The 22,760-nt window shown below is 70.6% G+C and carries 18 protein-coding genes and 1 pseudogene; 4 read left to right on the top strand and 15 right to left on the bottom strand.

The annotated features are described in order from the left end of the window. The 3 genes and pseudogenes from G7B67_RS11365 to birA form a co-directional block, all read right to left on the bottom strand. Positions 1-197, bottom strand: a pseudogene (locus tag G7B67_RS11365) (SPOR domain-containing protein); the annotation flags it as partial. A gap of 5 nt (positions 198-202) precedes the next feature. Further along, entirely contained in the window at positions 203-979 is a 777-nt protein-coding gene (locus G7B67_RS11360; protein ID WP_166212450.1) for a type III pantothenate kinase, read from the bottom strand. Beyond that, on the bottom strand, positions 976-1,953 hold the full coding sequence (gene birA, locus G7B67_RS11355) for a bifunctional biotin--[acetyl-CoA-carboxylase] ligase/biotin operon repressor BirA (protein WP_166212448.1): 978 nt from the start codon (positions 1,951-1,953) through the stop codon (positions 976-978). The genes G7B67_RS11360 and birA overlap by 4 nt, the downstream gene beginning before the upstream one ends. Before the next feature lie 226 nt (positions 1,954-2,179). Between birA and G7B67_RS11350 the strand changes: the two genes are divergently transcribed. Next, positions 2,180-2,455 carry a hypothetical protein gene (locus tag G7B67_RS11350; protein WP_166212446.1) on the top strand — a complete coding sequence of 92 codons (276 nt, stop codon included), beginning with the start codon at positions 2,180-2,182 and terminating at the stop codon, positions 2,453-2,455. A 77-nt stretch (positions 2,456-2,532) separates the two neighbouring features. On the opposite strand, the gene G7B67_RS11345 is transcribed toward G7B67_RS11350, so the two are convergent. The 8 genes from G7B67_RS11345 to ubiE form a co-directional block, all read right to left on the bottom strand. After that, positions 2,533-3,951 carry an ATP-binding protein gene (locus G7B67_RS11345; RefSeq protein ID WP_243412351.1) on the bottom strand — a complete coding sequence of 473 codons (1,419 nt, stop codon included), beginning with the start codon at positions 3,949-3,951 and terminating at the stop codon, positions 2,533-2,535. Between the two features lie 203 nt (positions 3,952-4,154). Continuing rightward, positions 4,155-4,838: a response regulator transcription factor gene (locus tag G7B67_RS11340; RefSeq protein WP_166212442.1), complete on the bottom strand. Its 684-nt coding sequence runs from the start codon at positions 4,836-4,838 to the stop codon at positions 4,155-4,157. Between the two features lie 148 nt (positions 4,839-4,986). After that, positions 4,987-5,352: a hypothetical protein gene (locus G7B67_RS13465; protein WP_243412350.1), complete on the bottom strand. Its 366-nt coding sequence runs from the start codon at positions 5,350-5,352 to the stop codon at positions 4,987-4,989. Between the two features lie 141 nt (positions 5,353-5,493). Then, a complete protein-coding gene (locus tag G7B67_RS11330) occupies positions 5,494-6,435 on the bottom strand; it encodes an arginine deiminase-related protein (RefSeq protein WP_166212440.1) in 942 nt (313 codons plus the stop codon). Continuing rightward, complete coding sequence (gene dusA, locus G7B67_RS11325) at positions 6,432-7,433, bottom strand: tRNA dihydrouridine(20/20a) synthase DusA (RefSeq protein ID WP_166212438.1); 1,002 nt, start codon at positions 7,431-7,433, stop codon at positions 6,432-6,434. The genes G7B67_RS11330 and dusA overlap by 4 nt, the downstream gene beginning before the upstream one ends. A 101-nt stretch (positions 7,434-7,534) precedes the next feature. Beyond that, a complete protein-coding gene (locus G7B67_RS11320; RefSeq protein WP_243412349.1) occupies positions 7,535-8,272 on the bottom strand; it encodes a hypothetical protein in 738 nt (245 codons plus the stop codon). Then, complete coding sequence (locus G7B67_RS11315) at positions 8,269-10,299, bottom strand: M1 family metallopeptidase (protein WP_166212435.1); 2,031 nt, start codon at positions 10,297-10,299, stop codon at positions 8,269-8,271. The genes G7B67_RS11320 and G7B67_RS11315 overlap by 4 nt, the downstream gene beginning before the upstream one ends. A gap of 66 nt (positions 10,300-10,365) precedes the next feature. Then, positions 10,366-11,124, bottom strand: a complete 759-nt coding sequence (ubiE, locus tag G7B67_RS11310; protein WP_166212432.1) for a bifunctional demethylmenaquinone methyltransferase/2-methoxy-6-polyprenyl-1,4-benzoquinol methylase UbiE — start codon at positions 11,122-11,124, stop codon at positions 10,366-10,368. A 144-nt stretch (positions 11,125-11,268) separates the two neighbouring features. On the opposite strand from ubiE, the gene G7B67_RS11305 reads away from it, so the two are divergent. Beyond that, positions 11,269-11,766: a cupin domain-containing protein gene (locus G7B67_RS11305; RefSeq protein ID WP_166212429.1), complete on the top strand. Its 498-nt coding sequence runs from the start codon at positions 11,269-11,271 to the stop codon at positions 11,764-11,766. Between the two features lie 76 nt (positions 11,767-11,842). Next, entirely contained in the window at positions 11,843-12,331 is a 489-nt protein-coding gene (locus G7B67_RS11300; RefSeq protein WP_166212426.1) for a DUF6328 family protein, read from the top strand. 10 nt (positions 12,332-12,341) lie between these two features. On the opposite strand, the gene G7B67_RS11295 is transcribed toward G7B67_RS11300, so the two are convergent. Further along, positions 12,342-14,255, bottom strand: a complete 1,914-nt coding sequence (locus tag G7B67_RS11295) for an ABCB family ABC transporter ATP-binding protein/permease (protein WP_166212423.1) — start codon at positions 14,253-14,255, stop codon at positions 12,342-12,344. An 86-nt stretch (positions 14,256-14,341) separates the two neighbouring features. On the opposite strand from G7B67_RS11295, the gene G7B67_RS11290 reads away from it, so the two are divergent. Next, complete coding sequence (locus tag G7B67_RS11290) at positions 14,342-14,623, top strand: DUF3297 family protein (RefSeq protein WP_166212420.1); 282 nt, start codon at positions 14,342-14,344, stop codon at positions 14,621-14,623. A 7-nt stretch (positions 14,624-14,630) separates the two neighbouring features. Here G7B67_RS11290 and G7B67_RS11285 read toward each other — a convergent pair whose 3' ends face one another. The 3 genes from G7B67_RS11285 to G7B67_RS11275 form a co-directional block, all read right to left on the bottom strand. Then, positions 14,631-15,764, bottom strand: coding sequence for a PAS domain-containing sensor histidine kinase (locus G7B67_RS11285; RefSeq protein WP_166212418.1), 1,134 nt, complete (start codon positions 15,762-15,764; stop codon positions 14,631-14,633). Positions 15,765-15,898: 134 nt separating this feature from the next. After that, positions 15,899-16,102, bottom strand: coding sequence for a hypothetical protein (locus G7B67_RS11280; protein WP_166212415.1), 204 nt, complete (start codon positions 16,100-16,102; stop codon positions 15,899-15,901). Between the two features lie 278 nt (positions 16,103-16,380). After that, positions 16,381-22,722, bottom strand: coding sequence for an autotransporter-associated beta strand repeat-containing protein (locus G7B67_RS11275; RefSeq protein ID WP_166212412.1), 6,342 nt, complete (start codon positions 22,720-22,722; stop codon positions 16,381-16,383). Positions 22,723-22,760 lie beyond the last annotated feature (38 nt).

The following is a 22,760-nucleotide window of genomic DNA, read 5'->3' as shown; positions in this document are numbered from 1 at the left end:
GCGGCGTTCGCCGGCGTCGCGGCGGCGTGGCCGGCAGCGGCGCCGGGTGGCAGCACCTCGCCGACGCGTTGCAGCGGCGGCACGGACAGCACCTCACGCGCTGGCCGAGGCGTCGGCGACGCGGGCCGCAGCGCCCACCACGCCGCGACGCCGACGTTGAGCGTCAGCAGCAACACGATCAGCGCGCGCGCGAACATCCCGGTCAGTCCCCGGTCCCGCCGGGGATGCCGGGCACGGCGTGCATGGCGGCCACCCAGCAGGCCAGCCCGTGCAGCACCAGCGCCGGCGCGCTCGCGGCACCGGGCAGGTGCGGCAACAGCGCCGCACTGCCGCCACCGTGCAGCAACACTGTCGGCGGTGCGCCCAGCTGCAGCGTCGCCTGCGCCCGGCTGCGCTCGATCAGTGCCAATGCCGCTCCTTGGCAGCCCGAGGCCAGCGCGTCGGCGGTGTCGATGGCGAATTCGGTGTAGGTGCCGCCGGCAAGGGGCAATTGCGCGGCCCGCCCATGCAGGCCTTCGCGCATCAGCGTCGGTGATGGGGCGATGCGCCCGCCGAGATGGCGACCGTCGCCGGCGAGCAGGTCGATCGTCAGCGCGGTGCCGACACCGACCACCAACGACGCCCCGGCGCCGCGCGCATGCGCGCCGAGCAGGGCGAGGAAGCGATCGGCTCCCAGCCGTCGTGGTTCGGTGTAGGCGATGCGCACGCCAGCGCAGCTGCGTTGGGTACGGACGCGGGTAACCCGCGTGCAACGCTGCGTGAGGGCGTCCAGCAGCGCCGTGGTGAGTTCGTCGCCGGCGACACTGGCGACGAAGGCGTTCTCGAACCGCGACGGCAGGCCGTCGAGTGCGGTTGCGGGGAACATCCGCGCGCCGTCATGGGCAATGTCGAGCCGGGCGCGCTCCACCACGATTCCATCGCCTTCCAGCGGCGCGCATTTCAGGCGCGTGTTGCCGAGGTCGAACAGCCAGGTGCTCATGCCGCGCGCACGCTGACTTCGCCCGCGTGCAGGCGCTGTTCGCGCCCGTCGTGCTCCACCCGCAAGGCGCCATCGGCGGCCAGCCCGAGCGCCCGCGCGTGCTGCGTCCCCGTGGCCAGCTGCACCAGCACCTCGCGCCCGGCAAGCGCATCGAGCACGGCGTAGCGCCCGAGGAACGGTGCCAGACCGTCGGAATCGAACTGCGCCAGCGACGGCAGCCAGTGCGCGAGGATTTCCGCGGCGACGCGGTTGCGCGCCGGCATGTCGACGGCCAGCGCGGCCAGGTCGGTCCACGGTTGGTCGATGCCCGCGCCCTGCTCGGCCGGCAGGCGCAGGTTGAGGCCCAGGCCGATCACCGCGCGGGCTGGGCCGGCGTGTTCGCCACCACCCTCCACCAGCAGGCCACCGAGCTTGCGCAGGTGCGCGTTATCGGCCACCACCAGGTCGTTGGGCCATTTGAGCCGCACCTGCGCCAACCCCAACGCGTGCAGCGCCTCGGCCGTGGCCACGCCTGCCACCAGGCTCAGGCCGGGCAGCCGCGCCAGGCCGCCGGCGAACTGGCGCGACAGCGACAAGGTGAGGTTGGATGCCATCGGCGCCAGCCAGTGGCGCCCGCGGCGACCACGGCCGCCGGTCTGGCGCTCGGCCAGCAGCACCACGGCGCCTTCGGCGGGCGCCGGGCGCCGCAGCAACTCGGTGTTGGTGGAATCCAGGCTCCAGGCGACCTCCAGGCAGGCCAACTGCTTGCGGGCCGCGGCCGGCATCTGCGCCCGGATGGCCTGGGCGTCAAGCAGTTCCAGCGGCTGTGCCAGCGCGTAACCTCGCCCGGGCCGGGCGGCGATGGCGATCCCGGCCTCGCGCAGGGCGGCGATCCGCTTCCACACGGCGGCCCGGGTCTGGCCACTGGCGCGCGCGAGGGCATCGCCGGTGGCGGGACCATCGATCAGGCGCTGCAGCAGTTCACGGTCGTTCATGGCGGCCACCCGCCCCCGCGGAGGCGGCTGGCCGCGGCGCGGCAGTGGAAAGCAGGCATCGGTGCAGTCTGCCGGATCGCCCGGCGGCTGTCTGCGGCGACGCAACATGACCTGGGGGCGTCGGTCATCGAGTATGGACGGCCACCGCCAGCGCCTGGCATCCAAGCTATAGTGCGCGTCGCTGCGTTTTCCGTTCCGCCCGCCGGGCGCCAAGGACGCTTTCGCCATGAACCGGACCATCACCTGCCTGCTGTTGCTGTGCGCCAGCGCGATGGCCGGCGCTCATGAAGTGCGCATGCACGGCCCCAACGGCGACGGCGGAAGCTGCCCGGATCCCAAGGAAGTGCCCGCCGCCGTCGTGGCCCCCGCGGCCGAGTCATCGGTCAGCGCCGTCGGCCACGCCAAGGCCAAGGCTCCGCCTGCGTTCCGCGCCGGCGCCGACGACGACAGCAGCACCCACATGCCGCGCTGGCACAGCTTCCTGCCGGGAATGTTCCGCTGAGGAGCGATGGCCGTAGGCGGTAGGCGGTGGGCAACCCGCGGTCGTGGCGATGCGCCCGTCACGCTCGCTCGCTGCAGTCAAAGCCCTGGCGGCAGGATCACCTCGAAGCGCGCGCCGCCCAGCTCCGCCGAGGCTCCGACGCTCAGTTCGCCGCGATAGCTGCGCACCATGTCCTGCACGATCGCAAGCCCGATGCCGTGGCCCTGCACGCGCTCATCGCCGCGTACCCCGCGCTGGAGCACGTGCGCGATCCGGTCGGGGGCGATGCCCGGGCCGTCATCCTCGACCGAGATGCTCAAGCCGGGTCGCCGATTGGGCGCGGCCGCTCCCGGCCTGACCGTCAGCAGCACCCGTGAGCGCGCCCACTTGAAGGCATTTTCCAGCAGGTTGCCGAGCAGTTCCTGCAGGTCGCCGGGTTCGCCGTGGAAGCGCACCTCCGGCTCGATCTCGAACTCGCACACCACGCCCTTGGACGAATAGATCTTCTCCAGGCCACGCACGATCTGCTCGGCGTGCGGCTCGATCGCCACCGGCGCGGCGAATAGCGCATGGCCCCCGGACGCGGCGCGGGCCAGCTGGTAGCCGACGAGATCGTTCATTCGCAGCAGCTGGGTATCCAGCTCCTCGCGCAACTCGCCGCCTTCCGCGCCGCTGTCCAGCCGCGCGCGCAACACCGCCAGCGGCGTCTTCAGGCTGTGCGCGAGGTCGGCAAGCGTGTTGCGCTGGCGGTCCAGGTTCTCGCGCTCGCTTTCGACGAAGGCGTTGATGCTGTCCGTCAGCGGCTGCAGTTCGCGCGGGTGGCGCTCGCCCATGCGCGTGGCCTGGCCGCGCTGCACGCGCTTGAGCTCATCGATCACGCGCCGCAGCGGCAGCAGGCTCCAGCGCAGGATCACCGCCTGCAACAGCAGCAGCACGGCACCGGCGATGCCCAGGTAACCCCACAACGCCTGGCGGAACACGCGCACCTGGCGCGGCAGCGTGCCGGCGTCTTCCATGATGTAGATGGTGTAGGGGAATTCGGCGTCGGCACTGCGGGTCGCGTCGACCAGGCCGATGCCGTAGCGGTAGACCTCGCCCGGCGAGCCGTCGCTCTTCACGATCGGCAACGGGCCGTCGAAGATCTCCTCGCGCCCGCTGAGGATTTCACCGCGCGGCAGTTGCGGGCCACGCGCCGAATCGGAGGCCCAGTAGCCGTTGGGCAATTCAATATCGGCGTAGAGGCCGCTGCCCGGGCGATTGAAGCGGCCATCGGGCGGCACGTCGGGCGCGATCAGCGAGCCGTCGCGTGCCCACTCGATGTCGCCGGCGTAGGTGAAGGCGTATTGCTTGAGCCGCTCGCGCAGGCCCTGCCCGGCGACGTCGACGAAGGCGCGATCCAGCGCGAAGCCCGCCAGCGCGAGGAACGCGACAAGTCCGATGCTGGCGGCCAGCAACTGCCGCGACTGCAACGAGCGCGGACGCCAGCGCAGCAGGCGCTCGTAGTCCTGGTCAGGCAATGCTCGTTCCCGCGGTGCGCGTGCGCGCGATGCCATGGCTGGGTCCACCCCGCAACGGCGGCGACCGTAGCATTTCCGGAGCGGGGACTTCCACGCCGGCCGCCCAGCCCGATGCCGTCGTGCCGGGACCTGCCATGCCACCTGCCGCGTGCGCGATCATCGCGGCGGCGTCGCCACGTTGCGGGCGGTCGACGGCGGCGACGTCACTCCTCGGTGCGCGGGATCGCGAAGCGATAGCCACGGCCACGCACGGTCTCGATCGGCTTGAGGCTGCCATCGGGATCGAGTTTCTTGCGCAGCCGGCCGATGAAGACTTCCAGCACGTTGGAGTCGCGGTCGAAATCCTGCTGGTAGATGTGCTCGGTGAGGTCGGCCTTCGAGACCAGTTCACCGGCATGCATCATCAGGTACTCCAGCACCTTGTATTCATAGCTGGTGAGGTCGACGTTGGCGCCGTTGACGCTGACCGTCTGTGCGGCCAGGTCCAGCACCACCGGGCCGCACTCGAGCGTGGGCTTGCTCCAGCCCGCGGCGCGGCGCACCAGCGCGTTGATGCGCGCCAGCAGTTCCTCGACATGGAATGGTTTGACCAGGTAGTCGTCGGCGCCCTGCTTGAGGCCCTCGACCTTGTCCTGCCAGCTCGAGCGCGCCGTGAGGATGAGCACCGGGAACTGCTTGCCTTCCTCGCGCAGCGCCTTGACCAGTTCCATGCCCGACATCTTCGGCAGGCCGAGGTCGATGATGCCGACGTCGAAGGGCACTTCGCGGCCCATGTACAGGCCTTCCTCGCCGTCCTGCGCGGCGTCCACCGCAAAACCTTCGCGTTTCAGGCGCGCGGCGAGGGTTTCGCGCAGCGGGGCTTCGTCCTCGACAAGCAGGATTCGCATGGGTCACTCCGGCTCAGGCCACGGGCGGCCGCAGGGCATAGAGTGCCGCATTCAGTCGTCGTTGCCGCGTGTAGGGCAAAACGCCGGCTGAAGGGCGGTGCGCCGGGGCTGCCGGATGCGGCCGCGATCGCATCGGCCACCGGGGAAATCAGTCAGAAGGCGGACTCGGCGCGGCGGCGTCGTGGGCATGTGGCGCCTGCGGATCGTCCATGTAGACACGGACGCGGCCGTGCGAGTCGACGGTCTTGATGCGGTTGACGTCGCGGCCGTCGAACGGCACCCGCTCGGCACTGAGCACCTGGCCGCGCGTGCTGCGCTCGATCCGTCGCACGCTGTCGGACAACGCATCGTTGTCGCGCTGCTGGAAGGCCGGACGGTCCTGGCCCTGGCCCTGGCGCGGTGCCGACGGCGGGCCGCCATGGTCGCCGCCACGCGGACCGGCCAGCGCCGTGGCGCCCAGCGGCAGCAGGGCGACAAGCAGCAGGCGGGAGGTCAGGGCGGCGCGGGGAGACATTGGGTTTCCTGTTTGGCATCAGCGGGCCTGGAGGGCACCGGCGAGGCATTGTTGGAACGAGGCAGTGAATCCGTCCTTAACTTTCCAGGCGGCCGCGGGTCGCGGTTCAGGCCGCAGGCACGCACGCCGCCGGCATGGTCGTCAGAAAATCTCGCCAACGCAACAGCGCAACGACCCACCACCGGCCTCGATGGCATCGAGCTCCACGCTGCGCAGCTCGAAACCGGCGCGGGCCAGTCCTTCGCGGCTGCCCGCCCCCAGTGCGCGATCGGCGGTGGCGCTCATCCACACGCCATCGGGCGACAACGCGATCGCGTTGCCGGCGAACGCCGCCTGCTCCCCGGCCGACAGCACGATCGCATGGGGTGCGTACAGGGCGACGATCGCTTCGACCGCGGCCGGGTCGGCGAACCCGGTCGGGCACACCAGTACCGCGCGGCCGGCGAGCACCGCCAGCACGACATTGGTGTGGTATTCGCCCGCGGCCAGGTCGAACAGGAACGTGGCACGCAGACCCATCGCCTCGTGCATCAACCGCGCGCCCGCTTCGTCGCAACGCTCGGACAGTCCGCACAGCCCGATCCCACGCGCGCGGTCGATGGCCAGCGCTCCGGTGAGTTCGCACGGATGCGGCTGGGTGGAGAGATCGATTTCCCGGTAGCCCAGCACGCCGGCGAAGAAACCGCGGATGTCCTGGCGCAACGCCTCGCGCTGGCGCACCGGATGTCGCATCCGGCCCACCACGAAGCGCGGCGCGGCGCCGGGGTGGGCGCTGGCGTCGGGGCGCGCGGTGGCAAAAACATTGTTGGGGAACACCGCGTCGGGCGTCGCCGGATCGCCCGCCAGGCAGAGCGTCGGCAACTCGCGCGACAACGCCCGCTGCAGCGCGCGATGCTGCCTCGAAGCACGCTCGGCATTGAACGCGGTCGCGCCGGCCATGTAGCGGTTGTCGGCCGCCGACTGCTCGGCACGACCGAAGCCGTCGGGAGCGACCAGGAACGCCGCGCGCGCCGTCGCCGGCCCGAAATCCGGCGCCAGCGTGCGCGCATGCGCAAGGAACGACGCGGGATCGCGGGTGATCATGCGGCCAGCTGCCCGGGTGGGTCGGTGTGTGCGAGCGCCACCTCGACCAGCGCCCAGTCCGCACCCGGCTTGTGCGCGCCTTCGCTGAGCACCTGTCGGAACGCGCGCCCGCCGCGTTCGCCGTGGAACAGGCCCAGGACGTGGCGGGTGACGTGCTTGAGCGCGATGCCCTGCGCAAGCCAGGCTTCGACATGCGGCCGGAAGGCGCGCAGCAGCTCCGCACGCGTACGCAGGTGGCCACCGAACCACGCCACGTCGAGCTGATGCAGCAGGTAGGGCGTGTGGTAGGCCGCACGCCCGAGCATCACCCCGTCGGCATGCGCCAGGTGCATGCCGGCGTCCTCGAACGTCGCGATGCCGCCGTTGACGACCACCTGCAGCGGCGGCCGCTCGCGCTTGAGCCGGTACGCCCAGTCGTAGCGCAGCGGTGGCACTTCGCGGTTTTCCTTCGGCGACAGGCCCTTGAGCCAGGCGTTGCGAGCATGCACGACGAAAACACGGCAGCCGGCCGCGGCGATGCGATCGATGAAGGCTTCGAAGGTCGCGTAATGCTGGTCGTCGTCGACGCCGAGCCGGCACTTGACCGTCACCGGCGCCGGGCTGGCCTCGATCATCGCCGCGACGCTGTCGGCGACCAGGCCCGGCTCGCGCATCAGGCAGGCGCCGAAGCGTCCGGCCTGCACGCGATCGGACGGGCAGCCGACGTTGAGGTTGATCTCGTCGAAACCGTGCTCGCAGCCGATGCGCGCGGCCTGCGCCAGCAATGCCGGGTCGCTGCCGCCCAGTTGCAGCGCGACCGGGTGTTCGACCGGGTCCAGTGCCAGCAGCTTGGCGCGGTCGCCATGGATCACGGCGTTGGCATGCACCATCTCGGTGTACAGCCGCGCGTTGGGCGCCAGGACGCGGTGGAACACGCGGCAGTGCGTGTCGGTCCAGTCCATCATCGGGGCGACGGACAGGCGCAGGGCATCGGCGGCGATGGTGGGTGCGGCGGGCATCGGCACAGTGTAATCGGGCCATCGCGCGGCCCTGCGCCGCGACGGCCGAGAGCGCGGCATCGGCGGCAGGCAGCGTCGCGGCACCCCGCGCGCGACGCGCCTCAATCCCAGCCGGGCATCTGCGTGCGGTCCAGCCCGCCGACTTCGAACACCGCCGTACGGGTGCCGCCGGCCTTGACCGGGAACTGGATCGACAGCGTCTTCGCGCCGCGGATCATGCGCCACAGTGCGCGCTCGTCCTCGATGAACATCGCGATCGCTTCGTCGGTCTCCGGCCGCGAGCCCGCCATCGTCTTCGCCGGTTGGTCGTCGACGGCGACCTTCAGGCGGCAACCGCGATAGCAGTCGAAGTCGCCCTTGCGCAGGACCAGATAGGCGCTGCGGCCCCACGACGGATGGTCGCGGAAGATCAGCTGCACCGGCTTGGCGCCGCTGCCGTCGACATCGACGTCGTGCTGGGCGTCGATCATCGCGGCCAGCTGGACGCCGCCCTTCACCGGCTCCCGGTTATAGTTCCACAGGCCCTCCAGGCGCGCCTGCTCGCGCTCTGCCTCGGCCCTGGCCTTGACCGCCTCGTATTGCGCCTTCACCCGCAGCGCGGCCTTGGATTGCGGGTAGTCCTGCATCAGCACATCGGCCTGCGCGCGGGCCAGCGGCCAGTTGCCCTTGGCGACCGCATCGTCGAACGCGGCCTCCCCCTGTTTCGCCGCGGCCTCGACCGCAGCGGCCTGGGCGGCGGCGGCCTGCGCGCGCTGCTCGCTGCGATCGCAGCCGAGCAGGGTGGCGGCCGCCAGCAGCAGGCACAGCGCGACCGGCGCGATCCGCAGGCCGGCGCTCATGGTGCCGGCGCCCCGCCGGTCGCAGGCGCGGCAGGCGCCGGGACAGTGGACGACACCGCCGGCGGCGCATCGGCAGCGGAGGCCGCGCTGGCCACCGGCGCCGCCTTCGCCAGCAGGGCGGCAACCGACGCCGTGGTGATCGGGTGGTAGCCCGGGCGCGCCTTTTCGAACACATCGCGCGCGAACTGCAGGCCCTCGGGTGTTTTCACCAGCGCCTCGTAGGTCGGCATGATCAGCTTGCGGCGGCCCACGACCTGGAGGAAGGCCGCCATCGCGTCATCGCCCGCGTGGTAACCACTGCGCACCGCCAGCGGATACCAGCGCTGCGCGAGCTCGCCATTGGGCGTGCCGCTGAAGTGGTAGGCGGCATCGAGCGCGCCCATGCGCTCGACCGGCAGGGTCTCCGGCAGGCCATCGAGGAAGTGCGTCCACTCCTGCGTGCTCCATGGCGTGGTGATCGACGCCGGCGGCAGCTTGCCCTCCGCGCTCCAGGCGATGCGCGCGGCGTCGACGATGCCGAAGTTGCGCGACTGCGCGCGATGGGCGAACGCGGGGATGCCGGGCTGGTGCAGCCAGGCGTCCAGTTCGGCCGGCGTCACCATGTCCGGATGCTTCGCCAGCAGGTTGGCCTGCAGGTAATCGACGAACTCGTCGCTGGTCGCGCTCTTGAATGCGTGGCTGTCGAACCAGCCGCGCAGGAACGGATCGAACGTGTCGCGCCCGAAGCGCTGCTCCAGGAACTGCAGGAACCACGCGCCCTTGGTGTAGGCGATGTCGCTGAGCACTTCGTCCGGATCGCGCCCGGCCAGCGCCGGCAGCGCGAGCACCTGGTCGGCCGGCGCGATCTCGCCGCTCTTGATTTCGCGCGCGAGTTCTTCCTGGTCGATCTGGCGCTCCATTTCCGCCAGCTCGTTGCCGTAAAGCGCCTCGGTGATGCGGGCCTGGACGTAGGTGGTGAAGCCTTCGTTCAACCAGATGTTCTTCCAGCTGGCGTTGGTGACGAGGTTGCCCGACCAGCTGTGCGCCAGCTCGTGGGCGACCAGCGACACCAGCGACTTGTCGCCCACGATCACGGTCGGGGTGGCGAAGGTCAGGCGCGGATTCTCCATGCCGCCGAACGGAAACGACGGCGGCAGGACCAGCAGGTCGTAACGGCCCCAGCGATACGGGCCGTAGAGTTTCTCGGCGACGTCGATCATCTTTTCGGTGTCGGCGAATTCGCTGGCGGCCTTGTGCACCATCGCCGGCTCGGCCCACACGCCGCTGCGCCTGGAAATCGGCTCGAAGACGAGGTCGCCGGCGGCGATCGCCAGCAGGTAGGACGGGATCGGCTGCGGCATGGTGAAGCTGTAGTCGCCGTCGCGCGCGGCCGCCGGATCGTTGTCGGCGCTCATCAGCACCATGGCGTTCGCCGGCGCGGTGACGTGCGCCTTGTAGGTGAAGCGCACGCCGGGGGTGTCCTGCAGCGGCACCCAGCTGCGGGCGTGGATGGCCTCGGACTGGCTGAACATGAAGGGCTGCTGCTTGCCCTGGGTCATTGCCGGTTCCAGCCACTGCAGGCCGGAGGCCTCGGGCGAGGTGGTGTAGGCCACGCGCACGCTGGTGTCGCGCTCGGGCACCTGGATGGTCAGCTTGCTGCCCAGGATCGGATCGCGCGCCGCGAGGGCGTAGCGCAGCGGTGTCCACTGGCCTTCGCGATTGGCGCCTTCGACCTTTGTGATGGTGAGATCGCGGGTGTCGAGCACCAGCTGCGTCGCCTGTGGATCGAGCCACTCCAAGGTGTAGGTCGCGGTCCCGGAGAGCTGCTTGCGGTCGAAGTCCACCGCCAGGTCCAGCGCCAGGTCGCTGATGCGCACCTTGTCTGGCTGCGCATAGGAATGTTCATCGCGGGTCGTGGCCATGGCGGCAGGTCCTTTTGCGGGAGCAGGCGAAGTGGCGGCGGGCATGGCCGCACCGGGCTCGCGCGCGCACGCGGTCAACAGCGCCAGCGCGCAGAGCGGTGGCAACAACAGGATCGAAAGGCGCATCGCGCGGCTCGTCAGGGCGGGCCGGCAGTGTAGCCAAGCCCATGCGTGGCCTGCATCCGCGCGCGGTCAGACCTTGTAGCCGCCATGGATCGCGACGATCCCGGCATTGAGGTTGCGATGGCTGCAGCGGGCGAAACCCGCCGCCTCCATCATCGCCTGCAGCACCTCCTGCGACGGATGCCGGCGGATGGATTCGGCCAGGTACTGGTAGCTGCCGGCATCGTGCGCGAACAGCTTGCCCAGCCGCGGCAGCACCTGGAAGGAGTGGAAGTCGTACAGCGGCTTGAACCAGTCCGCGCGCACCTGCGAGAACTCCAGCACCCGCGCCTGTCCGCCGACCTTGAGCACGCGGTGCATCTCGCGCAGCGCGGCGTCCTTGTCGGTGACGTTGCGCAGGCCGAAGGCGATCGTCACCAGGTCGAAGCTGTCGTCGGGAAACGGCAACGCTTCGGCATTGCACTGCACGTACTCCAGCCCGCGCACCAGGCCGCGGTCGACCATGCGGTCGCGGCCGACGCCGAGCATGCCGGCGTTGATATCGCCGATCACGACCTCGCCCGCGTCGCCGACGCGCTCGCGCAGCAGCGCCGCGACGTCGCCGGTGCCGCCGGCCAGATCGAGCACGCGGTCGCCGCGTCGCAGTTGCGCGGTGGCGACGAAATAACGCTTCCACACCCGATGGATGCCCAGCGACATCAGGTCGTTCATCAGGTCGTACTTGCCGGCGACGGACGAGAACACTTCGCCGACCAGCTTCTGCTTCTCGGCGGTGGGGACTTCGCGGTAGCCGAAGTGGGTTGTGCCGGGCGCGTGTTCATCGTTCATCCGGCGATTATCGCACCGGGCTCCACGGGCGCCCGCTCGCCCCCGGGGTGGCCGCCGCCGCGCGCGCGCCGCGTGGTCCCTCATGCGACGCACCGCGCCGTGGCCCGCCGTCCAGGCCGGACCCCACCCAGACCGGAGACGCGCATGAACCGTCCGCCCAAGAACCGCCTGTCCCTGCTCCTCGCCGCGGGCCTGCTGCCGCTGCTCGCCGGCGCCGCCCCGCCCGCGCACGACACGATGGCCACTTCGCCGCACGTGGTGCTGCAGGCCGCGCAGATGCAATGGGGCGACGGCCCGCCGTTCCTGCCCAAGGGCGTGCAGGCCTCCGTGCTCAGCGGCGATCCGGCATCGACCGGCACCTTCGTGCTGCGACTCAAGGCGCCGCCGCATGCGGTCATCCCGATGCACTGGCATCCGAGCGACGAGCACGTCACCGTCATCCAGGGCGATCTCACCGTCTCCACCGATGACGGCAAGCCGTCGCAGGCGCTCGATGCCGGCGGCTACGCGTTGATGCCGGCGAAGATGCACCACGAGGTCAACACGCGGCAGGGCGCGATCGTGCAGGTCAGCGGTACCGGGCCGTTCGAGATCAACTACGTCGATCCGGCCAAGGACCCGCGCAACGCCGCCGCGAAATAGCCTCGGCAGCATGCGTCCGGCGTGACGCGCCGTTGCGCCGGGCGGTGCTACACAGGCGGCTCCCTGCGGAGCCGCCATGCCCACGCGCACGCCACCCGACGAGGTCGAGACGCTCTCCCTGCACAGGACCGTCAGCTACCTGCTGGAGGAATGCCGGATCGTGCTGCCGGGCATCCAGGTGCTGTTCGGGTTCCAGCTGGCGACGGTGTTCACCAACCGCTTCGCGACTGCGCTGGGTGCTGGCGAGCAGCGCCTGTACCTGCTGTCGATCGGGCTGATCGCACTGGCGATCGCATTGATCATGACCCCGGCCGCCTACCACCGGCAGGCCGAGCCGCAGCAGGTCAGCCAGGGGTTCGTGCGGGTGTCGACGGTGCTGCTGCTGGCGAGCATGCCGCCGCTAGCGATCGCAATCTGCCTGGATTTCTATCTCGTTGCGCGGCTGGTGCTGGGAGCCGGGCCGGTGTCGTGGCTGGCTGGCGGCCTTTTCGCGGTGTTCGTGGGACTGTGGTTCGTGCTGCCGCGGATCGCCCGCTGGCGCCGCAAACGCGGCGAGCGCGCATGACGCCCGCCTGCTACGACGCGGCCTCCGCCTGCTCGGCCAGCTCCACCTGCCGCGCCTGCTGCTGCAAGCGCCACATCTGCGCGTAATGGCCCTCGCGCGCGAGCAGCTGCGCGTGGCTGCCGCGCTCGACGATCCGGCCGGCGTCCATCACCAGGATCTCGTCGGCGCCCATCACCGTCGACAGCCGGTGCGCGATGGTCAGCGTGGTGCGGCCGACGGCGATGCGGTCGAGCTCGGCCTGGATCGCCTTCTCCGATTTGGAATCCAGCGCCGAGGTCGCTTCGTCGAAGATCAGGATCGCCGGATTCTTCAGCAGCGCGCGCGCGATCGCCACGCGCTGCTTCTCCCCGCCGGACAGCTTCAATCCGCGCTCGCCGACTTCCGACTGGTAGCCATCGGGCAGCGAGACGATCAGTTCGTGGATGTGCGCCGCGCGCGCAGCCTGCTCCACTTCGTCGCGCGTCGCCGAAGGCCGCCCGTAGAGGATGTTGTAGTAGATCGTGTCGTTGAACAGCACCGTGTCCTGCGGCACGATCGCGATCGCCGCGCGCACCGATGCCTGCGTGTAATCGCGGATGTCATGTGCGATGCCGTCGCGCAGCACGCCGTCGTTGGCGGCGATGCGGATATGGCCGCTGTCGACGTCGTAGAAGCGGTACAGCAGCCGCGCCAGCGTCGACTTGCCCGAGCCCGAATGCCCGACCACCGCGACCGTGCCGCCGGGCGGGATCTCGAAGCTCACGTCCTGCAGGATCTCGCGGCGCGGGTCGTAACCGAAGCGCACGCGATCGAACACAACGCGCGGCTGCACGGTGTGCAGGGCGATCGCGCCTTCGCGGTCCTGCACGTCCTGGCGCTCGTCGAGCAGCCCGAACAGGCGCTCGAGGTTGGTGAAGGCGGCCTTGACCTCGCGATACATCATCCCGAGCAGGTTCAACGGCGCCGACAGCTGCAGGAGATACGCGTTGACCAGCACCAGGTCGCCGATGGTCATGGTGCCAGCGACGACGCCGGCCGCCGCGCGCCACATCATCGCGGTGACGCCGATGGCGACGATCGAGGTCTGGCCCAGGTTCAACACCGCCAGCGTCTTGCGCGCCATCACCTGCGCGTTCTCCAGGTGGACGAGGTTCTCGTCGTAGCGGCGCGCCTCGTGCTCCTCGTTGCCGAAGTACTTGACCGTTTCGTAATTGAGCAGCGAATCGACCGCGCGCTCGTTGGCGTGGGTGTCGGCCTCGACCGAGGCGCGATAGAAGCGCGTGCGCCATTCGGTGATCGAGAAGGTGAACACCACGTACGCCGCCAGCGTGGCCAGCGTGATCGCGGCGAATACCCAGTCGTAGGCCCAGACCAGCACCGCCGTGACCAGCGCGACTTCCAGGATCGTCGGCAGGATCGTGTACAGCGTCCAGTCCAGCAGGTCGGAAATCGCGCTGCCGCCACGCTCGACGTCGCGCGCGACGCCGCCGGTGCGGCGCGCGAGATGGAACTTCAGGCTCAATGCGTGCAGGTGGCGGAACACCTGCAGCGTCACCTTGCGCGACACCCGCGCCATCACCCGCGCAAACACGACCTGGCGCAACTCGGTGAACAGCGTCACCGACAACCGCGAGGCGCCGTAGGCGAGCAGCAGCGCCACCGGCAAGGCCAGCACCAGCTGCGCCGGGGTCACGGTCAGGCCGTCGACCAGCCGCTTGAGCAGCATCGGCACCACCAGGTTGGCCAGCTTGCCGGCCACCACCAGCGCCAGCGCCAGCGAGATCCGCCCGGCGAAGGGCTTGAGGAAGGGCAGCAGGTCGCGCACGACCTGCGCCTCGCTGCGGGCGCTGGCGGCGCGGACGACCGCCAGGGTGGCGGCCGGGGTGGCGTCGGCAGGCGCGTCGGCGATGGCGTCCGGAGCGGGATTCGGCGTGGGCGTGGTCATCGGCTCGAAGTGGTGGCGCGGCGGCCGACTTCAAACCCGGCGCGGGGCTTTATCCTGTCGCACCTTGTCCAGCGTGCCCGTCCGCGATGCCCCAGACCTCCACCGACGCCCTGCCCGACCGCCTGAGCCTGGATCCGCGCAGCCCGTTCCACGATGCCGCCCTGCTCGAGCGCGGCGTGGGCATCCGCTTCAACGGCGTGGAGCGCACCAACGTCGAGGAATACTGCGTCAGCGAAGGCTGGATCAAGGTGGCCGCGGGCAAGGCGCGCGATCGCCGCGGGCAGCCGATGACGATGAAGATGCGCGGCAAGGTCGAGCCTTACCTGCAGCTCGCCGACGCGGCCCCCGGAGAGGCGATCGCGGAGTGAGCCGCGACTAGCCGGCGGCGGCCGGCACCGGGGCATGCCGCAGCGGCAGCCGCACGGTGAACTGGCTGCCCTTGCCGGCACCGGCGCTGCGTGCCTGCACGCTGCCGCCATGCCGCTCCACCACGGTCTTGACCCGCGCCAGTCCAACGCCCGCGCCCTCGCCTGTCGCCGGCGGTACCGGATGGGTCAGGGCCGCGAAGTTCGACTCCACCCGCGCGGTGTCGATCCCCATGCCGTTGTCTTCGACCTGGATCACCACCTGGCGCCCCTCCAGCGTGCCTGTGATCCAGATGTGTCCGTCGCTGGCGGTGGCGCGCAGGGCATTGCAGGCCAGGGATTCGAAGACCTGCTGCAACTGCAACCGGTCGCCCTCGAAGGTGATCGGCGGGCCCGGGGGCAGCAGCAGTTCGATGCGGCGTTGCTCCGGCGGCATGCGCTGGCACGCGCTGTCCAGCGCGGCGGTGAGTTCGACATCCAGTCGCAACGGTGCAATGACGAGCTCCACGGGATCGCTTTCGGCCCGCAGGGTCCGGTCCAGCTCGTCGAGCAGGCCCAGGGCCCGCGCGATGGAGCCGTCGGGTGGTTGCGCCGCGCCGGCGCCCCGGCCGGCGCCCTCCCCGTCGTGTCCCGGCGTGGCCGGCGTGACGGGCGCAAGGACCGCGCGCAGGTCACGCGACAGCGCGGCGATCGCGTCCATGCGCCCGGCGTACTCGACCGACAGCGCCTGCACATGGTTGCCCAGCTGGCTGAGCCGCATCCGGGTCTCGGTCTGGTCGCGGAAGATCTTCAGCAGCCCCAGCGGCGAGCCATCGCGCCGGCGCAGGGCGATCGTGCGGCCGGACGCCCAGAACCGCGATCCGTCCGCGCGCAGCATCCAGCGATCGTCGTTGGAGGATCCCCGGCGCTGCGCGACCAGCGCTTCCTGGTCGGGAATACCGGTGGCACGATCCTCCGGGGTGAAGAACCGGTCCATCGGGCCGCCGGCGATCTCGGCCGAGGTCGCCGCCAGGATCCAGGCTGCGCCCGGTCCGGCCCATCGCACCCGCTGGTCGACGTCGATCAGCAGGATGGCGTAGTCGAGCGACTGCTGGGCGAAGGCGGTCAGCCAGTCGCGGACGGCGTCGGCTTCGGCGCCGGCCACCCCGGGCGACGCGGTATGCAGGTTGGGGGGAGGGGAAGGCGGCTGCTCGCTGATGGGTACGGCCCCGTGACAGGAACCACCGACCGTGCGGCAGCAGTGATGAACGCGCGGTCAAAAGGATTGCGACGGCGGGGTCAGCGCTTCTGCCGCTGCCGCTCCAGCGAGCGCAGGTTGGCCAGGCGCAGCCGGCCCTGCACCGTCAGTGTCCAGAAGCCGTCCTGGTCGCGGAGGACCAGGCCATCCTCGAGCAGCGCCTGCAGGTTGCAACCTTCAGGGAGGGTGCCGCGGGACTCGATGGAATCCAGCGCAGTCAGGCACATCGGATCGGACAACGGCACGACGATTTCCCCCGGCGAACCGCGGTACTGTTGCGTCCCGAAGCTGAACGGATGTTCACAAACCTGACCAAAACGGGCGATACATCCGGTCGGGGCTGAACATTCCATTCAGGGTGGCGTTCGCTGGCCCTGCCCGTGCGCCGCCCTGGCGCGCACTGCCGGAACGGCGGCGGGCGGGGTGGGAGCGTGCGCTGCCCAAACAAAAAGGGCCCGCGTACGGGCACTGTCTTCCTGCGACCGCCCGGCCGCCGCGCCGAAGCACGGCGGCCGCCGCCGGATCAGAACGACCAGGCCAGGGTCAGGCCGGCGCCCTGGTCGCGGGCGTCGCTGGCGAACCGGCCCACGTAGTTGGCGCTGACCCGGAACGCCGGTGTCGCCTGGTAGCCCACGCCGGCTTCGACGGTGGCCACATTGCCGGCGATCGGCACCCCGGCGATCACGAACGCGTCGCTGCCGGCCACGAAGGTCTCGGTGACCTGCGGGCTGGCATCGCCACCGTACGCATGGCTCCAGCCCAGGCTGCCCTGTACCCGCCAGGCACTGCCGAACCGCAGTGCCGCCCGCACCCCGGCGCTGGCGAACGTGCGCGAGGTGTGGGTCGGATCGACCTGCAACGCAGCGTCGCCGCCGGTCTCCGTGAGGCCGTGGGCGCGCACCTCCACCCGGGTCAGGTTCACGAAGGGCGAGACCGTGCCCTGGGCGATGGTGAAGTCATGGCTGGCATCGACGTACCCCTGCGTGGTGTCGGCATCCTGCTTGCCGCGCAGGTGCTCGTCGACGCCCGGGAAGGCCACGTTGCGGGTGCTGTCGATGTCGTGCCAGCTGCGCGCCAATCCGGCCTGCAACTGCAGCCCGCCCAGCGGCATCCGGGCGTAGAGGCCCAGGTGGCGGCTGTCGATGTCGGCGTGCGAACCGCGGTCTTCGACCCGGGCCTCGCCACGGCTGCTGCCGATCACCACGCCGATGCGCGCATCGGAGCCGAGCCCGGCATCGGCTCCGGCGGCCAGGCCATGGCTGTCGGTGCGCAGTTCGGCGGCGTTGCCATCGCTGTCGTCACGCGCCCAGTGGCCCCAGCCGGTGGCCCAGACGCCATTGCCGTCGCCGCGCGCCGCGGCCAGGCGATTGCCCATCGCCGTGCGCAGGTACTGGCTGTCCTCCATCAATGAGGTCTGCACGCTGGCGTGCAGTTCGCCCGAGAGCGCGTCGAACGCCTGCGGCGCGGTGGTCGCGTCGAGCGTGGTCAGTGCGTTGTAGACGGAGCTGCCGAAGCCCAGCGTATCGGCCGCCGCCGCGGTCGAGCGCTGGTTCGGGGTCAAGCCGGCACTGGCGAACTCGATGTCGTTGCGCTGCAGCGACAGGTACACGTCATGCGCGTCGTAGGTCAGCACGGGATCCAGGAACAGCAGGCTCGAGGTCGCCGATCCGAACGTGCCGTCGACGCTGCCGCCGGCGGTGAGGATCGTGTAGTCCGTGCGCGGGTGCCAGGTGCCATTGGCGGCCAGCACCAGCGTGCTGCCATCCAAGGAGGCATTGCCGTCCACGACCAGCAGGTCGGCCTGGCCGTCGGAAAGCGCGTCGACCACGAAGCTGCCCCCCGCCGTCTGGGTGTAGTCGCCGTGGACGGTCAAGGTGCCCACGCCGCCCACGCCCGGCGACAGCATGCCGTCATTGCTGACATCGCCGCCGATCGCGCCCAGGCCCGCGAGCATCGCCCCGCCGTCGACCTGCACGTCGCCACCGAGCACCGCGCCGTTGCCGGCGACGCTGCCCACCACCAGCGTGCCGGCCTGGACGCCGGTGGCGCCGGTGAACGCGCTGCTGTCTCCATCGAGCACCAGCGTGTTGTCGCCGAGCTTGGTCATCGCGCCGCTGCCGCTGACGGCGCCGGCGAAGCCGATGTCGTCGCTGCGATCGAACGTCAGCGTGCCGTTGTCGACCACGTCGCCGACGATCATGCCGGTGGTGCCGCCGTTGCCCAGCTGCAGCGTACCGGCATCGATCGTGGTGCCGCCGGTGAAGCTGTTGCCGGCGGTCAGGATCGTGGTGCCGCTGCCCTGCTGGACGAGCGCGCCGGTACCACTGATGGTGCCGGCGAAGGTCACCGCGTCGCTGCGGTCGAACGCCAGGGTGGCGTTGTCGAGCACGTCGCCGGTGATCGCGCCCGTGGTGCCGCCATCGCCCAGCTGCAGGACGCCGGCATCGATCGCGGTGCCGCCGGTGAACGTGTTGGCACCGGTGAGCACCAGCGTGCCGGCGCCGGCCTTGAGGAAGGCGCCGCTGCCGCCCAGCGCCTGGTCCACGGTGAAGACGTTGGTCGCGTCGGCGATGTCGAAGCCACCGCCGCTGGCGCCGAGCACCAGGTCGCGGGCGGTGCTGGTGAACGCGGTGCCGGTGACCTGCAGCAGTCCGCCATCGAGGGTGACCGCATTGCCGGCGTCGCCAAGGCTGGCGTCGCTGGCCACCGACAGCGTGCCGCCCTGGATCGCCAGCCCGCCGCTGAAGGTGTTGGCTGCCGTCAGTACCAGCGTGCCGGCATCCGCCTTGGCCAGGCCGTCGCTGCCCGCGAGGACGTTGTCGATCGTGGCCGTGAACCCGGCGCCGGCGCTGCTGCCGTCGCCGACGCGGATGATCGGGGCATCGGTGCCGTTGCCGACGAGCGTCAGGGCATCGCCCTGCAGCGTGTACCCATCGCTGGCGAACTGCAGGCCGGTGGCCGCGACCGCGCCATCGACATTGTCAATGGTCACCGTGCCCGCGGCGCCGCCGAAGATCGCGAAGCCCGGCTGCGGCTGCATCGCCGCAGTGACGGTGGCATCGGCATCGGTCCAGTTCATCGACGTGGTCGACCAGGTGCCGTCGCCGCCGCCCAGCGAGGTGGATGTCGCCAGGCCGTTTCCGTTCCAGAAGTTCAGCGTCATCCCGGTCGTGTCGAGCAGGTTGATCTGCTTGTCGCCGGTGAGGTTCTGGATCTGCAGCGTTTCGCCGCCGGGGGTCACGCCGAACACGATGCCGCCGTTGGTGTAGGTCAGCGTGCCGGCGTAGGAGAACAGGTTGTACAGGCCGGGTCCCATGCCACCGGTGTCGGTGACGTTGAGCACGGCGCCATCGAGCAGGAGGTTGCCGCCGACCGCGACGCTGTCGCCGTTGCCGGGACTGGTGAAGTCCGCCCCCGGCGCGCCGAACTCGTAATCCAGCTCACTGCCCTGCGCGAACGAGGCATCGCCGTCGATCGTGAGCGTGCCGATGCTGTTGCCCGGTGCCAGGTGCGCACCAACCAGGACGCCGACGTTGCCGCCGATGCGGCCGTGACCGCCCAGGGTTGACGCAGTGGTCACGTTGACGTCGCCGCCGAGCGTGGCACCGTTGCCTGCAATGCTGCCGACCAGCAGCGTGCCGCGGATGACCTGGGTGGTCCCGGTGAAGCCGCCACTGGCGCCGTCCAGTGCCAACGTGCCAGTGCCGATCTGGCCGAGCGTCCCACTGCCGCTGATCGTGCCGGCGAAGGTGACGTCGTCGGAGTGATAGAAGGCAAGCGAGCTGCCGCCGGCGAGGACGACGTCGCCCGCCAGGCTGCCTACCGTGCCGCCATCGCCGATGGTCATCCCCGTGCCGTCGGTCAGGGTGATGCTGCCGCCGGCAGAAACGATCCCGGTGACGGTGATTCCGGCGACATCGGTGAGGCTGATGTCGCCGGTGGCCGCCAGCGCACCGGGCCCAGCGATCGTCAGCGCGACGCCATCGACCAGGGTGAAATCACCGGCAGTGAAATTGTCGATGGTGTCGATCGCGTTGGCGACGCTGGTCAGGCTGACGGCGCCCGTGCCGGTTTCGCCGGTCAGGGTGCCTGCGTTCAGCGCCCCGGCGCTCTGCACGATGGTGGCATCGTTGCTGCCAAGGTTCACGATCGTGCCAGTGACATTATTGCCCAGCACCATGCCATCGCGACCGCTGAGCGTGACTTCGCCGCCCGATAGCGCGCTGGCGATAGCGAGGCTGCCGCCAGCGGAGGACAGCGTCAGCGACCCGGTACCGGTATCGATCGCACCGACCGGCAGCGACAGGGTGCCGCCGGCGACCAGGCTGACGTCGGCATTGGCGCCGGCGGTGAGCGAGGTGACGGCCAGGTCGTTGCTGTCGACCACGTCCACGCTGCCGCCGGAGGCGATGGCCACGGCGCCCTGGAAATCGTTGCCTGCGTCGGCCAGCGTGACCGCACCCGTGCCGGCGTCGATGCTGGTGGTTCCGGTGACCGTCAGCGCACCGCGCTGCGTCACCCCGCCACTGCCACTGGTGGCAACCAGGTCGCCGGCGATGACGCCGTCGCCCAGGCCAAGGTGGCCGTCGGCGGTGGCGGTCAGGCTGCCGGTGGCCAGCGTGCCGAGCAACAGGATGTTGCTGTCGTGGATCTGGGTCGTGCCACCGGTCAGGGTGACGATGTCGCCGAAGTCATTGCCGGCATTGGTGAGCGTGATCGCGCCGCTACCGGCGTTGACCGTCGTGGTTGCAGCGACGTCCAGCGCGCCGGACTGGCTGACAGCCCCCCCGTTGCTGACGGCCTGCAGACTGCCACTGACGGTGCCCGCGCCCAGGCTCAGCGCTCCCGTGCTGGTGGCACTGAGCGAGCCAGTCGACAGCGTGCCCAGTTGCAGGGCATTGCCGTCGACGATCTGGGTGGCACCGCCCGTCAGGTCCACCGGCCCGGTGAAATCGTTCCCGGCGTTGGTCAGCGTGATCGCATTCGCGCCGGCATTGAAGTCCGAGGCGCCCACAACGTGGAATGCACCTCCCTGGGAGATGCCCCCCGCCGTGGTCGTCACCGACAAGGCGCCGTCGATCGTCATCGCACCGGCAGTGAAGGTGCCGCCGGTCACGCTCAGTCCCGTCAGCGCGGTGGTGCCACCGACCACGCCATTGAAGGCGACCGCGCCGGTGGTGGTGACGCCGAGCTGCTGCGCCCCGTCCACCGTGGAGTTGAAGATGATCGCGCCGCCACCGGTGCTCGTCAGGCTGTCGTCCGCACCCAGCGTCACGGCATCGTTGTAGGTCTGCGCTCCGGTCGTGGTGACATTGCCGTTGAGCGTCGTGCTGCCCCCCGCGTTGGTGGTCAGGCTGGCCAGGGCGGTGGTGCCGCCGACGGTGTTGAAGACGGTGGCGCCGGCGGTGTTGACCGCCAGGGCGTAGGCGCCGTCGAGCGTCGAGTTGAAGGCGATGTTGCTGCCGCCGGTGCTGGTCATGCTGATGTTGCCGCCAAGCGCCAGCGCGCCATTGAAGGTCTGGCTGCCCGCGGTGGTGACGTTGCCGCCTAGGATCAGCGTCCCGGCACCATTCTCCGTGAAGCTGCCCGCGCCCGTGATCGCCTGCGCCACCGTCAGGTTGGCGTCAACCTGCAGGGTGCCGCCGCCGCTGCCGATCGACAGCGTGTGGTTGAGGGTGAAGGCGGCGGTGTTCTGCAGAGTGCCGCCGTCGAGCAGCAGGCCGCCGGCAGTGGAGCCGAGATTGGCGTCGCTGGAGATCGACAGCGTGCCGCCGGTGACGGTGGTGCCGCCAGTGAACGTGTTGATGCCGGACAGCGCAAGCGTGCCGGGACCGGATTTGGTCACGCTGCCGGCGCCCCGGATGCTGCCCGAAACGGTGAAGTCGGCAAGGCCGGTGTCGAAGCCCAGTGCCGAGCTCGCCGTATCCAGCACGATCGTGTTGGTCAGGGTCAGGCCGGGATCGAGCGCCGCGATGGTCGCGTCGGAAGCATTGCCCACCTCGAGGTTGCCGACGATGTTGGAACCCGTCAGCAGCGACAGGTTGTTGCCGGCGCCGGTGAACAGGATGGCGTCGGCGCGCGTGGCGCCGTCACCGGACAGCCCGCCGCTGATGGTGCCGCTGTTGACGATGACGTTGTTGCCCGTGGACGCGATGCCCACGCCGCCGGCGCCGGTGGTGCCGTTGGGCGCCCCCACGCCTGCCACGCCGCCGGTACCGCCGGCGATCGTGCCGGCGTTGGTGAGCGTGGTCTGGGAGATCGAGACCCCAGCGCCTCCCGCGCCGCCGTTTCCGCCGCTGTAGGTATCGTCGGCACCTGCGCCGCCGGTGCCACCGGCAATGATGCCGGTGTTGTCCAGCGTCAGCCCGCTGCCCACCACACCGATCCCGCCGGTACCGCCGGCACCGCCATAGCCGCCGTCGCTGACCTGGCCGCCACCGGCGCCGCCGTTGCCGCCGTACACGCCGCCGGCGTTGTCGAGCGTGAACCCGACCCCTGCGATGCCGGCGCCGCCGCCGCCGCCCGAGGCGCCCCTGAAGCCGCCGCCACCAGCGCCGCCGTCGCCGCCGCGGACGAGGCTACCCACGCCACTGGTCAGCAGGCTGCCAGCGGCCGCGTAGATCCCGCTGCCACCGCCGCCGCCGCCGCCGCCATAGGCCGAGGACGAACTGGGGTAGAAGCCGCCATTGCCACCGTCGCCACCGTCGCCACCATAGATGCTGCCGGGATTGGCGAAGAACGTTGCGCCGCCCACGTACTGCCCGGCGCCGCCGCCGCCGCCGCCGCCGCCGCCGGCAAGGTTGTAGTACGAGCCGCCGCCGCCGCCGCCGCCGCCGCTGCCCTGGGTGCCAGACCGGGAGAGCACACGCGTGAGCGCCAGCCGCCGAGGGAGCGGGGATGCCG

Origin of the sequence: Cognatiluteimonas telluris (assembly GCF_011320095.1) — a bacterium.
GTDB lineage: Bacteria > Pseudomonadota > Gammaproteobacteria > Xanthomonadales > Xanthomonadaceae > Cognatiluteimonas > Cognatiluteimonas telluris.
The sequence above is the reverse complement of the archived record's forward strand: the minus strand, read 5'-3'. Positions and strand labels throughout refer to the sequence as shown.

What these genes read in the sequence shown, in the direction of transcription:
- G7B67_RS11360 (WP_166212450.1), bottom strand. Translation starts at nt 979, where the DNA reads ATGAGCACCTGGCTGTTCGACCTCGGCAACACGCGCCTGAAATGCGCG.
- birA (WP_166212448.1), bottom strand. Translation starts at nt 1,953, where the DNA reads ATGAACGACCGTGAACTGCTGCAGCGCCTGATCGATGGTCCCGCCACC.
- G7B67_RS11350 (WP_166212446.1), top strand. Translation starts at nt 2,180, where the DNA reads ATGAACCGGACCATCACCTGCCTGCTGTTGCTGTGCGCCAGCGCGATG.
- G7B67_RS11340 (WP_166212442.1), bottom strand. Translation starts at nt 4,838, where the DNA reads ATGCGAATCCTGCTTGTCGAGGACGAAGCCCCGCTGCGCGAAACCCTC.
- G7B67_RS13465 (WP_243412350.1), bottom strand. Translation starts at nt 5,352, where the DNA reads ATGTCTCCCCGCGCCGCCCTGACCTCCCGCCTGCTGCTTGTCGCCCTG.
- G7B67_RS11330 (WP_166212440.1), bottom strand. Translation starts at nt 6,435, where the DNA reads ATGATCACCCGCGATCCCGCGTCGTTCCTTGCGCATGCGCGCACGCTG.
- dusA (WP_166212438.1), bottom strand. Translation starts at nt 7,433, where the DNA reads ATGCCCGCCGCACCCACCATCGCCGCCGATGCCCTGCGCCTGTCCGTC.
- G7B67_RS11320 (WP_243412349.1), bottom strand. Translation starts at nt 8,272, where the DNA reads ATGAGCGCCGGCCTGCGGATCGCGCCGGTCGCGCTGTGCCTGCTGCTG.
- G7B67_RS11315 (WP_166212435.1), bottom strand. Translation starts at nt 10,299, where the DNA reads ATGCGCCTTTCGATCCTGTTGTTGCCACCGCTCTGCGCGCTGGCGCTG.
- ubiE (WP_166212432.1), bottom strand. Translation starts at nt 11,124, where the DNA reads ATGAACGATGAACACGCGCCCGGCACAACCCACTTCGGCTACCGCGAA.
- G7B67_RS11305 (WP_166212429.1), top strand. Translation starts at nt 11,269, where the DNA reads ATGAACCGTCCGCCCAAGAACCGCCTGTCCCTGCTCCTCGCCGCGGGC.
- G7B67_RS11300 (WP_166212426.1), top strand. Translation starts at nt 11,843, where the DNA reads ATGCCCACGCGCACGCCACCCGACGAGGTCGAGACGCTCTCCCTGCAC.
- G7B67_RS11295 (WP_166212423.1), bottom strand. Translation starts at nt 14,255, where the DNA reads ATGACCACGCCCACGCCGAATCCCGCTCCGGACGCCATCGCCGACGCG.
- G7B67_RS11290 (WP_166212420.1), top strand. Translation starts at nt 14,342, where the DNA reads ATGCCCCAGACCTCCACCGACGCCCTGCCCGACCGCCTGAGCCTGGAT.